The 20,481-nt window shown below is 57.4% G+C and carries 16 protein-coding genes; 3 read left to right on the top strand and 13 right to left on the bottom strand.

Features of this window, described 5'->3' with window-relative positions; all coding sequences use genetic code 11:
* Positions 1-6: 6 nt before the first annotated feature.
* From EE896_RS09585 to EE896_RS09575, 3 genes are all read right to left on the bottom strand, one after another.
* Entirely contained in the window at positions 7-1,068 is a 1,062-nt protein-coding gene (locus EE896_RS09585; protein ID WP_003853623.1) for an ABC transporter ATP-binding protein, read from the bottom strand.
* Positions 1,065-3,290 carry an ABC transporter permease gene (locus EE896_RS09580; RefSeq protein WP_039660224.1) on the bottom strand — a complete coding sequence of 742 codons (2,226 nt, stop codon included), beginning with the start codon at positions 3,288-3,290 and terminating at the stop codon, positions 1,065-1,067. The genes EE896_RS09585 and EE896_RS09580 overlap by 4 nt, the downstream gene beginning before the upstream one ends.
* Before the next feature lie 88 nt (positions 3,291-3,378).
* The gene (locus EE896_RS09575) at positions 3,379-4,401 is read right to left on the bottom strand and encodes an ABC transporter substrate-binding protein (protein ID WP_140033437.1); all 1,023 of its coding nucleotides are present in this window, start codon (positions 4,399-4,401) and stop codon (positions 3,379-3,381) included.
* Between the two features lie 223 nt (positions 4,402-4,624).
* Here EE896_RS09575 and EE896_RS09570 point away from each other — a divergent pair, with 223 nt between their 5' ends.
* Both EE896_RS09570 and EE896_RS09565 read left to right on the top strand, forming a co-directional pair.
* On the top strand, positions 4,625-5,659 hold the full coding sequence (locus EE896_RS09570; protein WP_003853628.1) for a LacI family DNA-binding transcriptional regulator: 1,035 nt from the start codon (positions 4,625-4,627) through the stop codon (positions 5,657-5,659).
* Between the two features lie 262 nt (positions 5,660-5,921).
* Entirely contained in the window at positions 5,922-6,815 is an 894-nt protein-coding gene (locus EE896_RS09565; protein ID WP_003853629.1) for an SDR family oxidoreductase, read from the top strand.
* A gap of 143 nt (positions 6,816-6,958) precedes the next feature.
* On the opposite strand, the gene EE896_RS09560 is transcribed toward EE896_RS09565, so the two are convergent.
* The 5 genes from EE896_RS09560 to EE896_RS09540 form a co-directional block, all read right to left on the bottom strand.
* Positions 6,959-7,429: an RES family NAD+ phosphorylase gene (locus EE896_RS09560; protein WP_140033435.1), complete on the bottom strand. Its 471-nt coding sequence runs from the start codon at positions 7,427-7,429 to the stop codon at positions 6,959-6,961.
* Positions 7,429-7,881, bottom strand: coding sequence for a type II RES/Xre toxin-antitoxin system antitoxin (gene parS / locus EE896_RS09555; RefSeq protein ID WP_003853631.1), 453 nt, complete (start codon positions 7,879-7,881; stop codon positions 7,429-7,431). The genes EE896_RS09560 and parS overlap by 1 nt, the downstream gene beginning before the upstream one ends.
* Positions 7,882-7,970: 89 nt before the next feature.
* Complete coding sequence (gene ampC, locus EE896_RS09550; RefSeq protein ID WP_078804409.1) at positions 7,971-9,122, bottom strand: class C beta-lactamase; 1,152 nt, start codon at positions 9,120-9,122, stop codon at positions 7,971-7,973.
* Between the two features lie 31 nt (positions 9,123-9,153).
* Entirely contained in the window at positions 9,154-9,399 is a 246-nt protein-coding gene (locus EE896_RS09545; protein WP_140033433.1) for a hypothetical protein, read from the bottom strand.
* A 91-nt stretch (positions 9,400-9,490) separates the two neighbouring features.
* Entirely contained in the window at positions 9,491-10,648 is a 1,158-nt protein-coding gene (locus tag EE896_RS09540) for a glycosyltransferase family 4 protein (RefSeq protein WP_140915599.1), read from the bottom strand.
* A gap of 619 nt (positions 10,649-11,267) precedes the next feature.
* Between EE896_RS09540 and hpxO the strand changes: the two genes are divergently transcribed.
* Entirely contained in the window at positions 11,268-12,425 is a 1,158-nt protein-coding gene (gene hpxO / locus EE896_RS09535) for an FAD-dependent urate hydroxylase HpxO (RefSeq protein WP_140915600.1), read from the top strand.
* A 41-nt stretch (positions 12,426-12,466) separates the two neighbouring features.
* On the opposite strand, the gene dcp is transcribed toward hpxO, so the two are convergent.
* The 5 genes from dcp to guaD all read right to left on the bottom strand — a co-directional run bounded on the left by dcp (position 12,467) and on the right by guaD (position 20,461).
* Positions 12,467-14,512, bottom strand: coding sequence for a peptidyl-dipeptidase Dcp (gene dcp / locus EE896_RS09530; RefSeq protein WP_140915601.1), 2,046 nt, complete (start codon positions 14,510-14,512; stop codon positions 12,467-12,469).
* Between the two features lie 62 nt (positions 14,513-14,574).
* Positions 14,575-15,351: a xanthine dehydrogenase accessory protein XdhC gene (gene xdhC / locus EE896_RS09525; protein WP_140915602.1), complete on the bottom strand. Its 777-nt coding sequence runs from the start codon at positions 15,349-15,351 to the stop codon at positions 14,575-14,577.
* On the bottom strand, positions 15,338-17,704 hold the full coding sequence (gene xdhB, locus EE896_RS09520) for a xanthine dehydrogenase molybdopterin binding subunit (RefSeq protein WP_140915603.1): 2,367 nt from the start codon (positions 17,702-17,704) through the stop codon (positions 15,338-15,340). Before xdhB ends, xdhC begins: the two co-directional genes overlap by 14 nt.
* Positions 17,694-19,136, bottom strand: a complete 1,443-nt coding sequence (gene xdhA, locus EE896_RS09515; protein ID WP_140915604.1) for a xanthine dehydrogenase small subunit — start codon at positions 19,134-19,136, stop codon at positions 17,694-17,696. The genes xdhB and xdhA overlap by 11 nt, the downstream gene beginning before the upstream one ends.
* On the bottom strand, positions 19,133-20,461 hold the full coding sequence (guaD, locus tag EE896_RS09510) for a guanine deaminase (RefSeq protein WP_105099170.1): 1,329 nt from the start codon (positions 20,459-20,461) through the stop codon (positions 19,133-19,135). Before guaD ends, xdhA begins: the two co-directional genes overlap by 4 nt.
* Between the last annotated feature and the right edge of the window lie 20 nt (positions 20,462-20,481).

The following is a 20,481-nucleotide window of genomic DNA, read 5'->3' as shown; positions in this document are numbered from 1 at the left end:
ATCAGATTAACGGGCAATCAGGGCAAGGCCCTGCGGCTTAAAGTTGACGCCTACCAGGGTGGCGAGAGGCAGACGCTGTTCCATCTGCGGATCGATAATGAACAACGCGCCCAGCTCGGTCGCGACTTCATATTCAATATGGTCACCCAGCCAGGTGCTGTGGATCACTTCACCCTGCAACGCGCCCTGGCCATCGCCAGACAACGTAATAAACTGGGGTCTCACCGCCAGCTGGGCACTGCCGGTTTTAGCGCCCGCACCCCGCACCCGAAAGCGCTGGTTACCCAGACGAACCAGTGCGTCATCTGCATCCGCCTGCTCCACTTCACAGGGCAGAATATTGGCTTCCCCCATAAAGTCCGCAATAAAGACCGAGTTGGGCGAATGATAAAGCGTCTCCGGCGCGCCCTGCTGGGCAATATCCCCCTCTTTCATGACAATAATCTTATCGGAGACTGCCAGCGCCTCTTCCTGATCATGGGTGACATAGACCGCCGTAAATCCGAGCCGCTGCTGCAAATCACGGATATCGGTGCGCACCCGACGGCGCAGACGCTCATCAAGGTTCGACAACGGCTCATCGAGCAGCAGCACCTGCGGTTCCAGCACCAGCGCACGCGCTACCGCAATACGCTGCTGCTGTCCGCCAGAAAGTTCAGACGGCAACCGCTCTCCCTGACTCTCTAACCCCACCAGCTTCAGCCCCTCACGCGCCCTGTCCTGCGCTTCGCGTTTGTTCATGCCCGAGGAGAGCAGCCCGTAAAGAATGTTGTCGATAGCGTTCATGTGGGGAAACAGCGCGTATGACTGAAACACCATCGCCACATCCCGTTCGTTAGCGGGCAGATGCGTTACCTCTTTGCCGCCAATCAGAATCCTTCCCGAGGTGGGATGCTCCAGCCCGGCCAGCAGCCGCAGCGTGGTAGTCTTGCCGCAGCCGGACGGCCCGAGCAGCGTCACCAGCGTGCCTGGCTCTACGGTGAGCGACAGATCCGGCACGGCGGTAAAACCAGCAAAACGCTTCGCGACATGTTCAAACACCACCGATCCGGCGTTAATGGTCGTCATAGGGCTCTCTCCTGAGTCAGTGTGGAGGCAGAGGGTGCGGCAACCATCACCGCCGGTTGGGTTGTACGGCGCAGGCGACGTTCGCCCACCAGCAGCTGGAACAGGCCTATGATTAGCAGCATCACGACAATCAATACCGACGAGTAGGCAATGGCGACGCCATACTCACCGTTCTCCACCAGCCCGACGATGTAAGAGGTCGCCATGTTGTACTGGGCGCTGACCAGGAAAATCACCGCGCTGATCGAGGTTATCGCCCGCACAAAGGCATAGACCAGCGCGGCGCTGATCGCCGGTTTGAGCAGCGGCAGCACCACTTTGCGCAGCGTCCGAAAACTGTTAGCACCCAGGGTTAATGAGGCTTCATCCAGGCTTTTATCCAGCTGGCTCATCGCCGCAATCCCGCCACGCACGCCGACCGGCATATTGCGGAAGACAAAGCAGGCGATCAGGATCATCGCGGTACCGGTCATCTCCAGCGGCGGCAGGTTATACGCCATCACATAACTCACGCCGATGACCGTGCCGGGAATGGCGAAGCTCAGCATCAGCATGAATTCAAAGGTCTGACGGCCGGCAAACTTCTGCCGCACAATCAGCCAGGCCGTCAGCAGCCCCACAATGGCCGTGAGCGGCGCAGCGATAAGGGCAATCTCCAGCGTGGTCCAGAAGGAGTTCCAGGCGACGCCGCGCCAGACCAGCTGCCCCTGATTGATGCTGACGCTGAAGGCGCGAATGTAGTGATCCAGCGTCAGGTTGTTATTCAGCCCCCACGACTGTACAAAGCCGCCAATCATGATCATGCCGTAGATCACCAGCGTGAAGAGTCCCCACGGGATGACCATGCCATAGACGCTGTAGCGCACCGGACGCGGCAGCATCACGTGACGGCCACCGTCGCCTTTGCCGGTGACGGTGGCAAAGCTTTTTCCGGCGAGCCAGACGCGCTGCACCAGAAAAGCGGTCAGCGTAAAGCCCAGCAGGATCATCGCCAGCACCGCCGCGCGGCTCGGGTCGTTCTGTGCGCCGACCACAGAGAAGAAGATTTCGGTGGAGAGCACGCCATGACTGCCACCCAGCACCATCGGGTTACCGAAATCGGCCATGCTTTCGATAAAGCTGATCAGGAAGGCGTTGGCCAGACCGGGCGCCATCAGCGGCAGCGAGATGCGGGAGAAGGTGCGCCAGCGACTGGCGCGCAGCGTCTGAGAGGCCTCTTCCAGTGACGGACTGACACCCTCGACCACGCCAATCAGCACCAGGAAAGCGATAGGGGTAAACGACAGCACCTGCGCAATCCAGATGCCGGTCAGGCCATAGAGCCAGCGGCCCGGTTCGATGCCGAACAGCGTTGCCAGTGATTCTGTTACGACACCGGAGCGGCCAAACAGCAGGATAAGCGCCAGTCCGATAACAAACGGTGGCGTGATAATCGGCAGAATGGTCAGCATCCGCAGCGCTTTCTTGCACGGCAGCGACGTGCGCGTAGCCGCCAGCGCAAACGCCAGCCCCAGCAGCGTCGAACCGCTGGCGGTCATCAGCGCCAGTCCCAGCGTGCGCCACGCCGTGCCGCAGGTGCCACCGGTGAAACAGGAGAGACTCCAGATCGCAGGGTCCTGCATATTGGCAATCAGCCCATCCGGTTTGAAGCTGCCATCAATATCCTGCACCGAGGCGACAAACAGGCTCAGCACCGGATAGAGCACAAAGGTGGTCACCAGCGCCACCAGCAGTACAATCGACGCCACGACAAAGGCATCACCTTTCAGCACACCCCGCTCCGCCAGGGCAAACGCAAAGATCAGCAAAAACACGGTCAGCAGCAGCAGCGCGCCCGCGCCCATTGCTGGCTGGCCCAATGCCTGCGGACCCGCGATATGTTCCAGCCACAGCCAGTTCCAGCCACTGAAACCAATGGCATGCCCTTCCAGCACCAGAAACAGGATGCCCGTGACGCTGAACAGCAGCAGGAGCGTGCTACGCGTGCGGCCCGGCGGCAGAAAGACGCTGGCCGCAGAGAGCAGCCACAGCGCGACAGCAATACTCAGCCAGCTGCGTAACGCGAGCTGCCCCAGCGCCGGTGCACTGTTCTCATCGGTCCATAAGCTGAACAGCCACTCCCCGCTGAAGAAGCCCTGCTCCAGGCTGTACCAGGGCAGCAGCGTCAGCGCGACGGCGCCCGCCAGCAGCGCCGCGGTTAAGCGACGATTGTGCGCATTCATAAATTACCTCGATCAGGAAGCGGGCATCAGGCTTACGCCACCGCGGTCTGGCAACGGCCCGGCTCAGGCGGCCGGGACAACCCCACTGTTATTGCGCGCTGGCACCAATCTCTTTATCCCAGCGGCCCAGCAGCGCTTTACGTTTTGCCGAATCGCCATAGGTTTTGAAGTCATAATCGATCAGTTTGATGTTCTCGAAACGCGGCGCATATTCAGAGATCTCCGCCTGACGGTTGGAAGGGAGCTGGAACGATTTCGCCTCTTTCATGTGTGATTGCGCCTCAGCGCTCAGCGCCCAGTCATACCAGACTTTGGCATTTGCCAGATTTCGTGCTCCTTTGATGATCGACATTGAACCAATCTCATAGCCAGTGCCTTCACAGGGCGCGACGGGCTTAATCGGGAAGCCATCCACTTCCATCGCTACGGCATCGTGCATAAAGACAATCCCGAGGGTGGTTTCACCGCGCGCAGCGGCTTTGACCGGCGCAGAGCCGGACTTGGTGTATTGCGAGATGTTGGCGTTAAGCTTCTTCAGATAATCGAAGGCTTTGTCTTCACCCATAATCTGCACCAGCGTCGCCAGGGTGTTATAGGCCGTGCCGGAGGAGTTGGGATTGGCGATCTGAATCTCACCTTTAAAACCCGGGTCGAGCAGGTCAGCCCAGCAGGCCGGGACCTTCAGCTTTTTCTCCGCCAGCAGCTTCGTGTTATAGCCCCAGCCCAGCGCACCGGCGTAGACGCCCACGGTGCGATAACCGGAGATTTCCGCCACTTTTTGTGACCAGGGTTGTTGCTGATCGAGCAAAGGGGATTTATAGGCCTGGGTTAAGCCCTCTTCGGCAGCCTGCATGTGCGGATCCCCGGTGCCGGCCCACCAGATATCGGTACGGGGATTGCGTGCTTCACTGCGGATACGGGCATAGGCTTCACCGGCAGAGAGCCGCACCATGCTGAGTTTGATATCAGGATGGCTCTGGCTGAACAGCGTGGTCATCTGTTCACACACCACCACATCCGCTGAGCAGATCATGTTAAGGCCGGCCGCCGAGGCAGCAAACGGCATCATAGGGCAGACAATGACAGCAGCGAGCAGATAGGAATAACGCATGATGTTCTCCTGGGGCTGGATGACGCAGGTGCGCCAGCTATTGCACATGTGTGCAAACGTATGCGCAAAGTAGTACGGCGAGCTGTTGACACTGTCAATTCGGTTGTTACGCAATTGTCAGGCGCTGTCACAAATTTGAAACACTTTACGTGCAGCCATGTTTTGCACAGCCTTGCAATTTCAGGCAGACTCAGTGCAGACAACGGTGGGACGGGGAAATAAGATGCAGCAGCTTAAAGCGGTGGTAAGCGCACAGGATGTCGCAGACCGGGCGGGCGTTTCCCGTTCAGCGGTCTCCCGCACCTTTACGCCAGGTGCCAGCGTGTCGGAGGCCACCCGTCAGCGGGTGATGAAAGCGGCAGAAGAGCTGGGCTATCACGTCAACCATCTGGCACGGGGTCTGGTTCGCAACCGCAGCGGCATTGTCTGTTTAATTGCCTCCGAAGTGGATACGCCCTACCGTGCCAGCCTGGTGCGCTGGATGACCCAGTACCTGCAGGAAGCGGGAAAAGTGGCGATGCTGATTAACACCGACCGCTCGGATGCGCGCGTTTCCGCCGCGCTGCAACAGGCGATTAATTTTCGCGCCGACGCCTCCATTATTCTTTCAGGTATGCCTGACAGCGGCATTACCCGCCTCTGCTACAAACATGGCCAGCACCTGGTGCTGATTAATCGCGATGAGTCTTTGCCCGGTACGCTCAATATTAATCTCGACTCCGGCCCGGCAGCGGAAATGGCGGTCAACGCATTTGTGCGGGCGGGCTGCAACCGCATCGCTTTCGTGAATTCGCTGGCGGGAACACCCAGCCTGCTGAAGCGCGAAGCCGATTTTCTGGCCGCAGCCCAGAAAGCGGGCGTCGCGGTTCAGGTCGAACGCTTCGGCTCCACCTCCTATGAAAGCGGACAGATTCTGGCTCAGCGTCTGCTGACCCGAAAAGTTCGCCCTGACGCGGTTTACTGCGCCACCGACCTGCTCGCCTGTGGCTTTATGGATGAAGCGCGTCACCGCTTTGCGCTGCGTATTCCGGAGGATCTCTGCATCATGGGGCACGACAATATTCCGCAGTCGGGCTGGTCCTCTTACAACCTCACCACCTTCGCGCAGCCGGTGGAGCAGTTCGCCCGCGATGCGATTGCCTGGCTGGTGGAGACGGAAGCGCAACCGGAGACACTGATGCCGAAGAATGAACAGCAGCAGGAGCGCAGAATATACCCGGTGGATGTCGTCTGGCGGGGTTCAGTACGCGGCGGATAACCGCCTTTTTTTATTTCTGCCGATGCGCTTTATTCGCTGTAATAATAACCAAAACCCGCCACGCTTCGTTTTAAATATCCCCTTCCCGCGCAGAAAAATAATCGGAGGCTCCGGCACAGTTTTCTGATTTCATGACTACGCTTTATCAGCATTATTAATTTCTTCTGGTTTTACCTGCTCAATGAATCAGCAGTCAGATGTGACAAATATCACATTTGTGCCAGGCTTAATGTCTCAGATAACGTTGTTCAAGGAGCATACAATGGCGACACCCACTAACAAGACGCTCGATCTGGATCAATTCCCTAAACCTCCTTTTGAGGATCAGCCACAACAGGCACCAGGCCTGGCCAGCAAAATGATCCCGGTTCCCGATCACGGTGAAACCAGCTATCGCGGCACAGGCAGACTGACTGGCCGTAAGGCGCTTATCACCGGTGGTGACTCCGGCATTGGCCGCGCGGTAGCTATCGCTTATGCCCGCGAAGGCGCAGACGTAGTGATCAATTACCTGCCTGAAGAACAGCCCGACGCTGATGAAGTGGTTAAATTAATCGAAGCGGAAGGCCGTAAAGTTTTCGCTATTCCGGGCGATATTCGTTCTGAAGAATTTTGTCAGCAATTGGTTAAAGACGCAGCCGATAAATTAGGCGGCCTGGATATTCTTGTAAATAACGCCGGTCGTCAGCAATTTAATGAGTCCATCCGTACCCTGAGTACGGAAGATTTTGATGCGACTTTTAAAACTAACGTGTACGCCATGTTCTGGATCACCAAAGCGGCGCTGGAATATCTGCCACGCGGTGCATCCATTATTAATACTTCTTCGGTTCAGGCGTTTAAACCCAGCGATATTCTGCTGGATTATGCGCAGACCAAAGCCTGCATTGTCGCCTTTACGAAATCACTGGCTAAACAGCTGGGTGGCGAGGGTATCCGGGTCAATGCTGTTGCCCCAGGTCCTTACTGGACGCCGCTGCAGTCCAGCGGTGGACAGCCAATGGAGAAAGTGAAACAGTTTGGCGCCGATTCACCGATGGGTCGCCCGGGCCAGCCGGTTGAAATCGCCCCGCTCTATGTCACGCTGGCCTCAACCGAAAGCAGCTACTCTTCCGGTCAGGTCTGGTGCTCTGATGGCGGTACCGGCACGCTGTAACAATATCCCGATGGCCGCGTTATGCGGCCATTTTTTTGTCCCGCTTTCTTTCGTTTCGTTACCCAGTCGCCACGGTGGCAACCGAATGGCATTGGTGTGCCTGTTCAGATTGCGCGAGGTGACCGGGAAAGCCTGTTAGCGCCCTACTGCAGCCGGAAGCGCGGATCGAAGAAAAACGGCTCCACCACCACCTTGCTGACGATGCCGGCCGCCGCCGGATGACGGGGATTGAATAACGCATTCCACTCACCGGTCAGCGTGCTGGGCACCTTGAGCACCAGGCCGTTGTCCGGGCTGGCGAGCCAGTCGTCTCCAATCTGCCGTGTAGAGGCGGGTGCAGGATCAGTCTGCCAGTCGTCGGGCAATGCCGACAGCGAGAGCTCGGTGATCAGAGCCTCTGGCACACTAATCGCCAGCATAGCGTAGTCATGCGCCAGATCGTGAATGGTGAGATGCACTAAGGCCTCCAGCACACACAGCGCCCGGCTCGATCCCATATAAACACAAACCGTGCCCACAGAGTTCCAGCGCCCGCCATAAGTACGGGCACCAAACCCATCAAAAGCGGTCATTGCATATTCACGCTTCACCAGACGGTAAAAAGGCACCGCCATCAGGTAATCACGCCATGCTCAAGCTGACCAATCAGGTTAATGACCGCTTCTGCACCCGCTACCGTGGTGGTCATTTCCGCCGGTTTTTTACCTCCCAGCGCTTTAGCCGGCGTTTCCAGCCACTGCACCAGGCGCTGCCTGTCGTCGCGGAACAGTTTACTGGCGGCAGAGAGAACACGAATCAGCATGTAGATGCGTCCGCTCTGGTCGGGCGAAAAGGTCTGATCGGGATCTTTCACTTTGCGGTTATAGGTGGTGCGGTCAATGCCCGCCAGACGGCATAGCCAGCCTTCGTCAAAGGTGGACAATGACGCCGTGCGTTTCAGCACGCCGCTGCTGAACCCCACTGCAATACGCTGGTGCGCATCGGGCAGCGTATCCGGCAGGTTCAGTGCGTGCAGCAACGACGTATCGCGACGATGCTGAGCGGGTGTATAGATGGCGATGGACATAGCAGCCCTCCTGTTCATTTGATTTTTATTTTAGCTCAAATGAACAGGAGGTGCCAGCCTTACCCCGTCGCAGAGTAAGCAGATAGGTATTAAGGCGTGCCCTGATGTAACGCCTGCAGAATCTGCCAGGCGGCCTTTATGCGCAGCGGATTGGGGTAATTCTTGTTGGCGAGCATCACGATGCCGCTGTTCTGCTCAGGGATAAACGCGATATAAGCACCGAATCCATTGGTGGCACCGGTCTTATGCACCCAACTGGCGTTCAGTGAGGGCCCGACCGGATTTAGCAGGGTCGCTGGCCGCGGTTGTAACGCAACACCATTGTCGCTGTCGCTGATGATGGTGTCGGCAGTGGCAGGCAAATCATAGATCTCCCAGCCCAGTCCCTGCCAGAAACTGCCGATTTTGAAATAGCGCGACTGTGCGGTGCGGATAGCATTACGCAACACAGTGTTGCCCGAGGAGAGGCGATTAGGATCGACGTTGGCCTGCATAAAGGTCAGCATGTCACGCGCGGTGGATTTAACGCCGTACGCTTCGGCATCCAGCATGCCGGGGGAAACCCGAACCGGCTGACCCTTTTTATAGCCCCACGCGTAGTCCAGCATCATCGAGGGCGGCACGGTGATATAGGTGCGCGTCAGCCGCAGCGGCTGAAACACATTGCGCGTCATCGCCTGCTCATAATCCCCCTTCACCATCAGCGAGCCAAACAGACCGATACTGGCGTTAGAGTACTGACGAAGCGTGCCTGGTGATGCTTTTGGCTGCCATTCCTGATAAAAGCGCAGCAGTGAAGCCTGATCAGTAACCTCATCCGGCAGCTGTAAAGGTAAGCCACCAGCGGTATAGGTCGCCAGGTGCAGCATCCTCACCGGACGCCATTGTTCACCGGTCAGCTGCGGCCAGTATTTCTGTACGGGATCATTGAGGCGAATGTCACCGTTGCGGATCAGGATACCTGCCAGCGTACCGGTAAACGTTTTGCTCACCGAACCCAGCTCAAACAGCGTATTTTCCGTCACCTGGCGGCCTGATGCGAGATCGGCCACGCCGAGGTTCACAAACTGCGCCCGGCCCTTGTAAAGCACCGCCACCGACATGCCCGGGATCGCCTGCTGCTCCATCAGCGGTTCGATCGCGGCTTTAACCAGAGAAGTGACCTGCTGTGAAGAGAGATCGGCGGCAACACAGCTGGCAGAAAGAGACAGTAAAGCAAAATAAAACACAGACTTTTTCATTGGCAACTAAAGGCTTCTTCACTGAAATGAATTATTTACACTGGCTGGCACACGCCTGTACGCACATCTGCGCCTCTGAACTGCAGGCACCGTTTTCACGGGTGTTGCAGTGTGACTGTTCGACGTAACAGCTGGTCTGACAGGCGGAGACATCACAGCGGGCTGCCGCAGGGGTCAGCTGAACCAGGGGCGCGCGGGCCGGAAAAACCGGTGCGGGCTGAGCGAAGGCGCTGCTGCCCAGTAATCCGGACAGCAGCAGAGTGAGGATAATTTTCATAAGAGTTCTCCAGTGGGACGCTGCGCTAAGTATGGCTAGTCTGGCGCGCGCCGTCAGAGAAATCTAATCAAATTGAGACACCAGGAGGATGTTAAGTGGCATTCACTACGCCACGGCGATAAATATCGTTGAGCCGGGTAATGTACCGCCCGGTATCATGCTGCTCTTTGATGCGCAGAATCGCAGCCTCACCTTTCTCCTGCAGCATCTCAGGCCGTTCGATGATGGCGAGCAGCGTGGATTTAAGCCCTTCCACCAGGGATTGTCGCAGCTGCGTTTTCTGCTCTGTTGACGTAATGCTGTATTCACGGTCCGCGTTCAGCGAACTCGCCAGCACCCAGCCCGCGCTATCCGGGTTAATTTCTGGCAATGCACGCACGTTGCTGGTGATCACCGGGCAGCCATTTGCCTGCATTTCCAGTACAGAAAACCCGTAGGTTTCCTGCCAGGTCGGTAACAGGCCGGCATCGCTCTGGCGGAACAGCTGCATCAGCGCACTGTTTTCCATCTGGGTATGATGCGTAAAGCAGCGATGGCGTTTGATGCGATTCTCAATGTCGCGGTAAAAAGCCTCGTCATCCTGGAACTGGCGGTGAGCAACGTTGCGGCGCTTAGCGAGATCACCAATCAGCTGCACATCCAGCTGCGACGCATCCAGCCGCTTCTCTTCAATCAGCTCACTGATAGCCAGCACCACTTCGGCTCCGCCTTTGCGGTAGAACTCGTTACCGGCAAAAATCAGCCTGAGCGTTCCCGACTGGCGTGGCGCTTTTTGCTGAACAAACAGCGTCTGTGGCGGATGCAGCACCACGGTTTTACGCTGAATCTGCCGGGCGACATCCGCTTTGAACAGCTTCATCTGAATGTTCAGCGTGGCGTCGGAAATGGCAATCAGCCCCAGGCAATTGTCTTTTAACAGATAGGGGATCAGGCGTTGCAGCTCAGGGTTATCCTGCTTGGCTACGCCAGCCACCGGCAGCACGCGCGGCAGCTCAGTCTCAAATGAGGCGACCCACTTCTGTCGGGTAATCGCAACCTCATTAAACAGATGCAGGATGTCAGCCCGCGCTGCCCCTGAAAAAGGCACAGGCTGAAAGACAAAGGTTTTGTTTTTCTTGAGCAATCGGGTTCGTAACGGGTTGATAAAATAGAAAAGATTGCTCTTTTTCAGATTGATGTACTGGTTTTCCGGATTAACTAAAATATTACGTTGCTCCGGATACTGGTTATTCGTGATTCCAACTTTCATGGTCGTTTTCCAGAGTCCTTTATGTCCAGAGTGATCTATATCACGCGATCGTGCCAGATGCGTTTGAGCAATATCCTAAAAGACCGTTTCGCCTCGAAATAATTAACTTTACTAATCATTAAAAGCCATAACCGGAAGGCCTTCGTCGTGCCTGCGCGCCTGTACTGAACAAGGCTTTCTGATAACGTCACAGCGCATTATTGTCCGATAAAGAGGCAAAGCCACGGAAAAGGGTGTGTTGTGTGTCATGAGAATATGACGCTGCCCGGGCGGGCTGATTTCAGGGAAGCGGGTGATTTAGTTTATAATTTTTAAACAAATTAAAACGGGTATAAGGCTAAGCCGCCGACAATGCACGCTGAAGGATAAATGGCTCTGAAACTGACCGACTGCACCTGATGAATGATGAAACAATCGATGCAGAAAAAATGATCACTGCACCCTTTTGATTCGACCTTTTGCCACATTTAAGTGCATGAGGTCAGCAATCAGACGACGCAGCCACCTCAGAGATTATATGTCAACGTACTGATTAACCTGTTTTTTCTACTCACTCTCCCTGTAGGCCTCCCTCTGGTACAAAAGTTGCAGGAAAAGTCTATGCAGACAGGAGAGCATTATGAAAGCAATCGTGATTGGTGGCGGTATTGGCGGAATGAGCAGCGCCATTGCGCTGGAGAAAGCCGGAATTGACGTGGAAGTTTACGAAGCGGTGCAGGAAATGAAGCCTGTCGGCGCGGCGATTTCCATCTGGCCCAACGGCGTTAAATGCCTGAATGCGCTGGGAATGAAAGCCGCGCTTCGTGAGCTGGGCGGTAACATGGCCTTTATGGCTTATCACGACGGCGCGACCGGCGTCCCCCTGACCCGCTTCAGCATGGCGCCGCTGGTTCAACAGGTTGGCGAATACCCTTATCCGGTGGCGCGTGCAGAGCTGCAGGCGATGCTGATTGATACCTTTGGCCGTGAACGGGTGCAGTTTGGTAAGCGGGTGATCCAGGTTGAACAGACCGCAGACGGGGTGATCGCCACCTTTTCTGATAACAGTCAGGCCACCGGCGATTTTCTGATTGCTGCCGATGGCACCCATTCGGTGATTCGTGAATATGTGCTGGAAGAGAAGCTGGAGCGCCGTTACGCCGGTTACGTTAACTGGAATGGGCTGGTCACCATTGACGAGCGGATTGCACCCGCCGATCAGTGGACTACCTTTGTCGGTGACGGCAAACGCGTTTCGCTGATGCCGGTCAGCGGTAATCGCTTCTACTTCTTCTTTGATGTGCCGCTGCCGAAAGGTCTGCCGCAGGATCGCAGCACCGTGAAAGCCGATTTAACCGGCTACTTCCAGGGCTGGGCGGAGCCGGTACAGCAGCTGATCGCGGCGATTAATCCCGACACCACCAACCGGGTTGAGATCCACGACATTGAACCTTTTAGTCGCTTTGTGAAAGGACGCGTTGCTCTGCTGGGTGATGCAGCCCACAGCACCACCCCCGATATTGGTCAGGGCGGCTGCGCGGCGATGGAAGATGCTGTGGTGCTGGCGTCGACGCTGGCCTCACATTCGCTGGGCATCGAAGATGCGCTGCTACGCTATCAGGCGCGCCGCGTTGAGCGGGTCAAAGATCTGGTGCTGAAAGCGCGCAAACGCTGTGATGTGACCCATGCTCGCGACCCGGCGGTCACGGCGGAGTGGTATCAGTCACTGAAAAACGAAACCGGTGAGCGGGTGCTGGCCGGAATGTGCGAAACCATTGAAGGTGGCCCGCTGGGCTAGCCCCAATAACAAAAGGGCTGTCATGGTGACAGCCCTTTTCATTATGAATCCGCCAGACCGCGATTTTTCAGCATCGGCTCAAGCTGTGGAGGCGCGCCCCGCCAGCTTTCATACAGCGTTTTAAGATCGCTGCTGTTCCCACGTGACAGAATGTTCTGTCGGAAGATATCGCCGTTCTCACGCGTCAATCCGCCATGCTCCGCAAACCACTGATAGCCATCGTCGGCGAGCATCTGTGTCCAGATATAGGCGTAATACCCTGCGGCATAACCGCCGCCCCAGATGTGCTGGAAATAGCTGGAACGATAGCGCGGCGGCACCGCTGTCAGCGCCATATTGTCGCTCTGCAACGCCTGCTGCTCGAATCCCTCCACGCTTTGCGGCGCGGCATCACGGTTAAGGCTATGCCAGTGCAGATCCAGCAGCGCGGCAGCCAGCAACTCGCTCATCTCATAACCTTTGTTGAACGTTGCGGCCCGGACAATCTTTTCATGCAGCTCAGGGGGCATCAGCTCATGCGTCTGATAGTGGCGAGCGTAGTTGCGGAACACCGCCGGCTCGCTGGCCCAGTGCTCATTGATCTGCGAAGGAAACTCGACAAAATCGCGCGGGGTCTCCGTGCCCGACAGGCTCGGATAGCGCTGGCTGGCAAACAGGCCGTGCAGCGTGTGGCCGAATTCATGAAACATCGTAATGACGTCGTCCCAGCTCAGCAGCGCCGGTTCACCGGCGGGCGGTTTGGTGTAGTTACAGACGTTATAGATCACTGGTTTGGTGTCGAGCAGCGTCGACTGGTTGACGAAGTTGCTCATCCAGGCACCGCCGCCTTTGCTGTCACGCTTAAAGAAGTCGGTATAGAACAACGCCAGCGGCGTCTCGTCCGCATCGAAAATTTCATAGACCTGCACGTCAGGATGATAAACCGGCAGATCCTGTCGCGGGGTAAAACGGATGCCATAGAGCTGTGTCGCCGCCCAGAACACCCCGTTCTGCAGCACCGAGTTAAGCTCAAAGTAGGGCTTAATCTGGCTCTCATCGAGGTCATAGCGGGCGCGCCGCACCTGTTCAGCATAAAAACGCCAGTCCCAGGCCTGCAGGGTAAAGCCGCCCTGCTGCTGATCGATAGTCTGCTGGATAGCCGCGGCTTCGCGTTCGGCACGGGCGCGCGCAGCGGGCACGATGTTGTGCATAAAGGCCAGCGCTGCTTTGGGGGTTTTGGCCATCTGATCCTGCAGTTTCCACTCCGCATAGCTGGCAAATCCCAGCAGCCGGGCCTGCTCCGCCCTGACCTGCGCCAGCCTTAACACCAGCTCGCGGGTGTCGTTTTCATCCCCTTTTTCCGTGCGCGTCACGCCCGCCTTAAACAGCGCTTCACGGGTTGCGCGATCGGCGAGACTCTGCAGCGCCGGTTGCTGCGTGGTGTTCTGCAGCACCAGCAACCCGCTTTTTTCCAGCCCGCGCGCCTGCGCTTCCGCCTGTGCTACGGCCAGATCGGCCGGCGACAGACCCGCAAGCTGCTGCAAATCATTGACGACAAGTCCACCCGCTTTGGTGGCTGCCAGCAGTCTGTTGGTGAAGCGCGTACCGAGGCGTGCGGCCTCCTGATTCAGCGCTTTAAGCTGCTGTTTCTGCGCCTCAGGCAGATTGGCCCCCGCCAGCTGGAAGCGCTGCCAGATCACTTCAACCAGACGTTTTGATTCAGCATCCAGTTTAGCACGCTGCAGATAGACCGCGTCGAGCCGTGAAAACAGCGGCCGGTTCAGCATGATGTCATCGTTGAGCGCGGTAAGCTGGGGCGCTATCTCCTCATCCACCTGCTGCAGATACGGGCTGGTATGGGCCGAGGTCATGGCACCAAAGACCAGATTGACCCGGTTAAGCAGCTGTCCGCTCTTCTCCAGTGCTTCAAAGGTGTTAAGAAAGGTGGGCGCTTCGCTACTCAGGGCGATCGCCTCGATCTCCTGACGCTTCTCTTCGATGCCCGCCTGCAGCGCAGGCAGGAAATCCTGCTCCTCTATCTGGTCAAAAGGCGGAGCATGATAAGGCAGTGTGCTGACGCTAAAGAAGGGATTCTGACGGGCGTTCATGGTTCGCTCCTGATGGGGCATCGCAAAGTCTTATCCTGACAGGTTGCCGCGCAGGCCACAACTCAGGTGATATGTTGCTGATAAACGCAGATAATTTCACCGGCAATCGCCACCGCAATCTCGGCGGGTAGCTTGCCTTTAACATCCGGCAGACCAATCGGGCAGCGCAGGCGCGCCAGTGATTCGCTCTGAACGCCCCTGCCTGCCAGCCGGTAGCGAAAACGCTGGTTTTTCGTCGACGAACCGATTAATCCGGCATAGCGGAAATCCCCGCGTTTCAGCACCGCTTCACACAGTTCAAAGTCCAGCGGATGATGGTGGGTCATGATAATAAAGTAGCTGCCCGCAGGCGCCTGCGCCACGCAATCGAGCGGATCATCGGGCTGCCAGGTCACTACGCCCGCAGGGACGCTGGAAAATTGCGCCGGACGGCTGTCAATCCAGTTTATGTGACAGGGTAACGTCGCCAGCAGGTTAACCAGTGCCTGTCCGACATGACCTGCACCAAACAGAAATATCTCCGGCTGCGCCTGCAGCAGCGGCTCAAACAAAATCTTCGTTTTGCCACCACAGCATTGTCCAAGCCGCGCGCCGAGGCTGAAATCATCGGTATGGGGCGCGGTCGCCCCATCCTGCAGCATCGCCCTGGCCTGGGCGATACACACAAATTCCAGATGACCGCCACCGATGGTGAGAAAGCTCTCCTGCTGTGTGACGACCATTTTGCTGCCGCTGTCACGGGGCACCGAACCGTGCTCGCTAAGCACGGTAATCAGCACGCAGCTTTGCCGTTTTTCACGCAACTGGTGAAGCACGCCTATCCAGTCATGATAGATCATCAATGGCTCCCGACAGACGCTGCACGCCCCAGAAGATGCGCTCCGGTGTAGCGGGCGCATCCAGCAACGGATGCTGGCGGTAATCCGCCACGCTGGCGACCGCATCCTGCAGCGCACACCAGGCAGCTATCCCTAACATAAACGGCGGTTCGCCAACGGCCTTGGAGTGGAAGACTGTGTCTTTCGGGTTTTTGCGGTTCTCCACCAGTGTGACCCGCAGATCCGCCGGCACGTCACTGATGGCGGGAATTTTATAGCTCGCGGGACCGTCGGTCAGCAGCTGACCTTTGTCATTCCACACCAGCTCTTCGCAGGTGAGCCAGCCGACACCCTGGACAAAGCCTCCTTCGACCTGACCGATGTCGATGGCCGGGTTCAGCGAGGCACCAACGTCATGCAGGATGTCGGCGCGCAGCAGGCGGGATTCGCCGGTTAAGGTGTCGATGACGACCTCGCAGCAGGCCGCGCCATAGGCGTAGTAATAGAATGGCGTGCCGCGCCCGGCAACGCGGTCGTAATGAATGCCTGGTACGCGATAGTAGCCGGTGGCAGAGAGCGGCACCTGATTCAGCCACGCCAGTTTCGCCACCTCAGCGAAGGTGTAATGTTTTTCTCCGGCACGTACCACGCCATTGCGGAAGCTCACCGCCGCAGCGTCGCACTGATGCAGTTCGCAGAGCATGGCGGTCATGCGATCGCGCAGGATTTCAGCCGCATTCTGCGCCGCCTTACCGTTGAGGTCAGCACCGCTGGAGGCCGCTGTTGGCGAGGTATTGGGCACTTTACCGGTGTCGGTGGGGGTAATCTGGATTTTATCGGTCTCTATCTGCAGTACTTCGGCGACAATCTGGATCACCTTGGTGTTCAGGCCCTGGCCCATCTCGGTGCCGCCATGATTCAGCTGCACCGTGCCATCGGTGTAAATCAGGATCAGCGCGCCCGCCTGATTAAGGAAGCTGGAGGTAAATGAGATGCCAAATTTTACCGGCGTCAGCGCCAGACCGCGTTTCAGCAGCGAACTGCGGGCGTTAAACGCCGTGATTTCCGCGCGACGCGCCTGATAGTCGCTGCTCTGCTCCAGCTGTTCGGTAATCTCATCCAGCAGATTGTCCTCGACCTGCTGGTGGTAATGGGTGATGTTGCGATCCTGCTTGCCATAATAGTTACGCTTGCGCAGCGCCAGCGGATCCAGCCCACGGTGGCGGGCGATGTGATCCATGATCTGTTCAATCGCCACCATACCCTGCGGTCCGCCAAAGCCGCGATAGGCGGTGTTGGAGGCGGTATTCGTGCGGCAGCGATAGCCCGTGACCAACGCATCGCCGAGGTAATACGCATTATCGGCGTGGAACATGGCGCGATCGACAATGGATCCGCTCAGATCCAGCGAATAACCGCAGTTACCGGCCAGATCGATTTTGATGCCACACAGCCGGCCATCCTCCTCAACGCCTGCCTCGTAACGCACAAAGAAAGGATGGCGCTTGCCGGTCACGCGCATGTCGTCGCGGCGTGAGAGTCGCATCTTTGCCGCCCGCCCCGTCTGACGGGCTACGATGGCGCAGAGACAGGCGACACCGGCGGCCTGCGTCTCTTTGCCACCAAAGCCGCCGCCCATACGGCGCATATCTATCGTCACCTTATTCAGGCTGATGCCCATGACTTCCGCCACCAGCTTCTGCACTTCCGTGGGGTTTTGGGTGGAAGAAAAGACCTGCAGCTGCTGATCTTCGCCAGGAATGACCATTGCCGTCTGGGTTTCCAGATAAAAATGCTCCTGACCCCCGATATGAAACGACCCGCTCACCCGATGCGGCGCACGCGCCAGTGCCGCGTCCACATCACCGCGCTGATGGATGTGCGGTTCCTGTACAAAGCTGCCCTGCGCCAGCGCCTGCTCTACATCCAGCAGCGGTTCCAGCACCTCATATTCGATCACCGCTGCGGCCGCGCCAAGACGTGCAGCGTCAGGGGAGTCCGCCGCGACGGCAATCACGATCTGCCCCAGGTACTCGACTTTGTCATGCGCCAGCAGCGGATCGCCCGGCTCCAGCGGCCCGACATCATTGATGCCCGGCACATCCTGCCAGGTTAATACACTGACGACACCCGGCACGGCATAACAGGGCTGCACATCAATATTCACGATGCGCGCATGCGCGTGTTCACTCAGACGCGGGCAGAGATGCAGTAAACCCGGCAACTCCGGTTTATCGTCCATAAAATGCGCCTCGCCAGAGACATGTTTCTCCGCGCTTTCATGGCGGTTACTCCGGCCTACGCCGCTCTGTAAATCGGCGGCATACTGGGCCTTGATGACCTCTTCGTTGAGTTCCGGGCGGTTATGAGACATAGCGAGAGACCTCAAGGCAGGTGATTTCGCCGTTATGGCGATGCCAGTAGCGGCGAAGCAGGTTACGGGCGACCTGCAGACGGTAGTCACTGCTGGCGCGAAAATCGGAAAGCGGCTGGAAATCAGACGCAAGCGCGGCAGCGGCACGTGACACCGTCACGGCATTCAGTGGCTGACCCATCAGCGCCTGTTCACAGTGGTGGGCGCGTTTTGGCGTCGCCGCCATACCGCCAAAGGCGATGCGGGCACCACTCACCACGCCCTGTTCGATTTGCAGGTTAAAGGCAGCGAAGACGGCGGAGATATCATCATCCAGCCGTTTGGAGACTTTCCAGGCGACAAAATCAGGTGACACCGTCACCTTATCAATGCGAATTGCGCGGATAAACTCCCCTTTTTCCAGCTGTGTCTGCCGATAGCCGGTAAAGAACTGGTCCAGCGGCAGGCTGCGTTGTTCTTCACCGCGCTGCAGCAGCAAACTTGCATTGAGGGCCAGCAGCACCGGCGACGCATCGCCTATCGGGGACGCATTAGCGATATTACCGCCCAGTGTGCCCTGCAGACGAATTTGCAGTGAGGCAAACCGCTGCAGCATCTCGCTGACACCAGGAATGCGGGTGGCAAGAAACTCACTGACCTGCTGCAGTGAGGCACCTGCACCCAGCAGGTAATGATCGTCAAATTCACTGCAGACCTTAAGCGCGGCCACCTGTTCCAGCGCAATCAGCAGCGGTATTCTCTTATGCTGCTGGGTAATCTGCAGGCTGAGGTCGGTACCACCGGCAATCAGTTTCGCATCGGGATGCGCCAGGTAGATCTCTGCCAGCTGAGCCGGCGTTTTGGGCAGGAAACAACGGCGGCCTTCACCGTCTATCTCCTGCATTTCCGGGGTAGCCAGCGCCTCCAGCCGCTGCACGGTGGCGGCGGCACTGTGATCGAACTGGTCAGTAACCGGCTGGGAGCAGAGCTGTTCTGCGGCAGCCATAATGGGCCGGTAGCCGGTGCAGCGGCAAAGATTACCGGCCAGCGCCGTTTCCGCCTGATGGCGATCCCAGCCCGCTGCGTTTTTTTGCAGGCTGAACAGCGACATGACAAAACCCGGCGTGCAGAATCCGCATTGTGAGCCGTGGCAGTCGACCATCGCCTGCTGCGCCGGGTGCAGTGCACGACCGTGACGCAGATCCTCTACGGTGATCAGCTGTTTACCCTGTAATGACGAGACCAGCGTCAGACAGCTATTGACCGTTTCATACTGCATCTCACCCCTGACGGCTTTTCCCAGGGTGACACTGCAGGCGCCACAGTCACCAGAGGCGCAGCCCTCTTTGGTACCAGGACGATGCTGACGGATGCGCAGATAGTTGAGCACCGTAAGATTGGGGTCAAGTGCCTCTTCCCTGACCAGCTGGTTGTTTAACAAAAACTCAATCATGCGGCTTGCTCCTGTGCGTCGCGCTGCCAGACCGGACGACCATTTACCCAGGTCTGGGCAATATTGCGATCGTCGCCTAGCGTCATTAATACAAACAGCTTTTCCCAGATATCTTTGCTATTGCCAATACGCAGCTGCTGCAGCGCAGAGACTGCCGGATCGAGCACGACAAAATCGGCTTCTTTGCCGATGTTAAAATTTCCGATGGCGTGGTCGAGATCCAGCGCACGCGCTCCACCCAGCGTGGCGTGATAAAAGGCTTCAGCGGCGCTGAGCCGGTAATGCTGCAACTGGCCTACTTTGTAAGCCTCGCCCAGCGTCTGCAGGATATTAAAGGTGGTGCCCGCGCCGACATCCGTGCCGATTCCCACCTTCACGCCCTGCTGCCAGCTGCGTTTAATGTTAAACAGGCCGCTGCCGAGGAAGAGGTTTGAGGTGGGACAGAAAGCAATAGAAGAATCGGTATCGTGCAGACACTGCCACTCTTTATCGTCCAGATGCAGACAGTGCGCGAAGACGCTGCGACGCCCGGTTAGCTGGTGATGATGATAAACATCCAGATAGCCCTCACGCTCCGGGAACAGCGCTTTTACCCAGGCCACCTCCTGTGGATTTTCACTGAGATGGGTATGCAGCCAGGTATCCGGAAATGCCTGGCGCAGCTGCTGCACTTTTTCCAGCAGTTGCGGGGAGGAGGTCGGCGCAAAACGCGGCGTCAGGGCGTAGCTCAGCCGTCCACGATTATGCCAGCGCTCAATCAGCGCCCGTGTCTGCTGGTAGCTCTGCTCCGGGGTTTCGGTAAGATTGTCGGGCGCATTGCGATCCATCATCACCTTCCCGGCAATCAGTCGCATGTTCAGGGCTTCTGCGGCACTGAACAGCGCCTCCACCGATTGCGGATGGACAGTACCAAACACCAGTGCGCTGGTAGTGCCATTTGAGAGCAGCTGATGCAGGAAAAAGGCGGACATTTTGGCCGCATGGTCAGGACAGTGATACTGCGCTTCAACCGGAAAAGTGTAGTGGTTCAGCCACTCCAGCAGCTGTTCACCAAACGCACCAATCATCTCTGTCTGTGGATAGTGAATATGCGTATCGACAAAGCCAGGTACGATCAGTTTGCCGCGCAGATCGGTAATCGGATGGCCTGCCAGCATCGCCTCGCTGTTCTCCCAGCTATCCAGCCCTGCTACGCGTCCGTCACGCAGCAACAGCACAGCATCTTCCAGATAGCGCGCCTTACCGGCCAGGTCGTCGGGCTGATCCACGACACCAGTAAAGTCAAAGAAGCTGGCGCGAATCGCCGTGTCGGTTGCTGATAGCATGGGTTGTCCTTTCTGAAAGC

The sequence above is a fragment of the Pantoea eucalypti genome (assembly GCF_009646115.1).
In the GTDB taxonomy this organism is placed as follows: domain Bacteria; phylum Pseudomonadota; class Gammaproteobacteria; order Enterobacterales; family Enterobacteriaceae; genus Pantoea; species Pantoea eucalypti.
Note: the sequence above shows the minus strand (reverse complement) of the source record. Positions and strands in the feature narration are given on the sequence as shown.

Excerpts from the sequence above, each read along its gene's own strand:
- hpxO (WP_140915600.1), top strand. The coding sequence starts at position 11,268 with ATGAAAGCAATCGTGATTGGTGGCGGTATTGGCGGAATGAGCAGCGCC.
- xdhB (WP_140915603.1), bottom strand. The coding sequence starts at position 17,704 with ATGTCTCATAACCGCCCGGAACTCAACGAAGAGGTCATCAAGGCCCAG.
- EE896_RS09565 (WP_003853629.1), top strand. The coding sequence starts at position 5,922 with ATGGCGACACCCACTAACAAGACGCTCGATCTGGATCAATTCCCTAAA.
- xdhC (WP_140915602.1), bottom strand. The coding sequence starts at position 15,351 with ATGATCTATCATGACTGGATAGGCGTGCTTCACCAGTTGCGTGAAAAA.
- xdhA (WP_140915604.1), bottom strand. The coding sequence starts at position 19,136 with ATGATTGAGTTTTTGTTAAACAACCAGCTGGTCAGGGAAGAGGCACTT.
- parS (WP_003853631.1), bottom strand. The coding sequence starts at position 7,881 with ATGTCCATCGCCATCTATACACCCGCTCAGCATCGTCGCGATACGTCG.
- EE896_RS09580 (WP_039660224.1), bottom strand. The coding sequence starts at position 3,290 with ATGAATGCGCACAATCGTCGCTTAACCGCGGCGCTGCTGGCGGGCGCC.
- EE896_RS09570 (WP_003853628.1), top strand. The coding sequence starts at position 4,625 with ATGCAGCAGCTTAAAGCGGTGGTAAGCGCACAGGATGTCGCAGACCGG.
- dcp (WP_140915601.1), bottom strand. The coding sequence starts at position 14,512 with ATGAACGCCCGTCAGAATCCCTTCTTTAGCGTCAGCACACTGCCTTAT.
- EE896_RS09560 (WP_140033435.1), bottom strand. The coding sequence starts at position 7,429 with ATGGCGGTGCCTTTTTACCGTCTGGTGAAGCGTGAATATGCAATGACC.
- EE896_RS09540 (WP_140915599.1), bottom strand. The coding sequence starts at position 10,648 with ATGAAAGTTGGAATCACGAATAACCAGTATCCGGAGCAACGTAATATT.
- EE896_RS09585 (WP_003853623.1), bottom strand. The coding sequence starts at position 1,068 with ATGACGACCATTAACGCCGGATCGGTGGTGTTTGAACATGTCGCGAAG.
- EE896_RS09575 (WP_140033437.1), bottom strand. The coding sequence starts at position 4,401 with ATGCGTTATTCCTATCTGCTCGCTGCTGTCATTGTCTGCCCTATGATG.
- EE896_RS09545 (WP_140033433.1), bottom strand. The coding sequence starts at position 9,399 with ATGAAAATTATCCTCACTCTGCTGCTGTCCGGATTACTGGGCAGCAGC.
- ampC (WP_078804409.1), bottom strand. The coding sequence starts at position 9,122 with ATGAAAAAGTCTGTGTTTTATTTTGCTTTACTGTCTCTTTCTGCCAGC.
- guaD (WP_105099170.1), bottom strand. The coding sequence starts at position 20,461 with ATGCTATCAGCAACCGACACGGCGATTCGCGCCAGCTTCTTTGACTTT.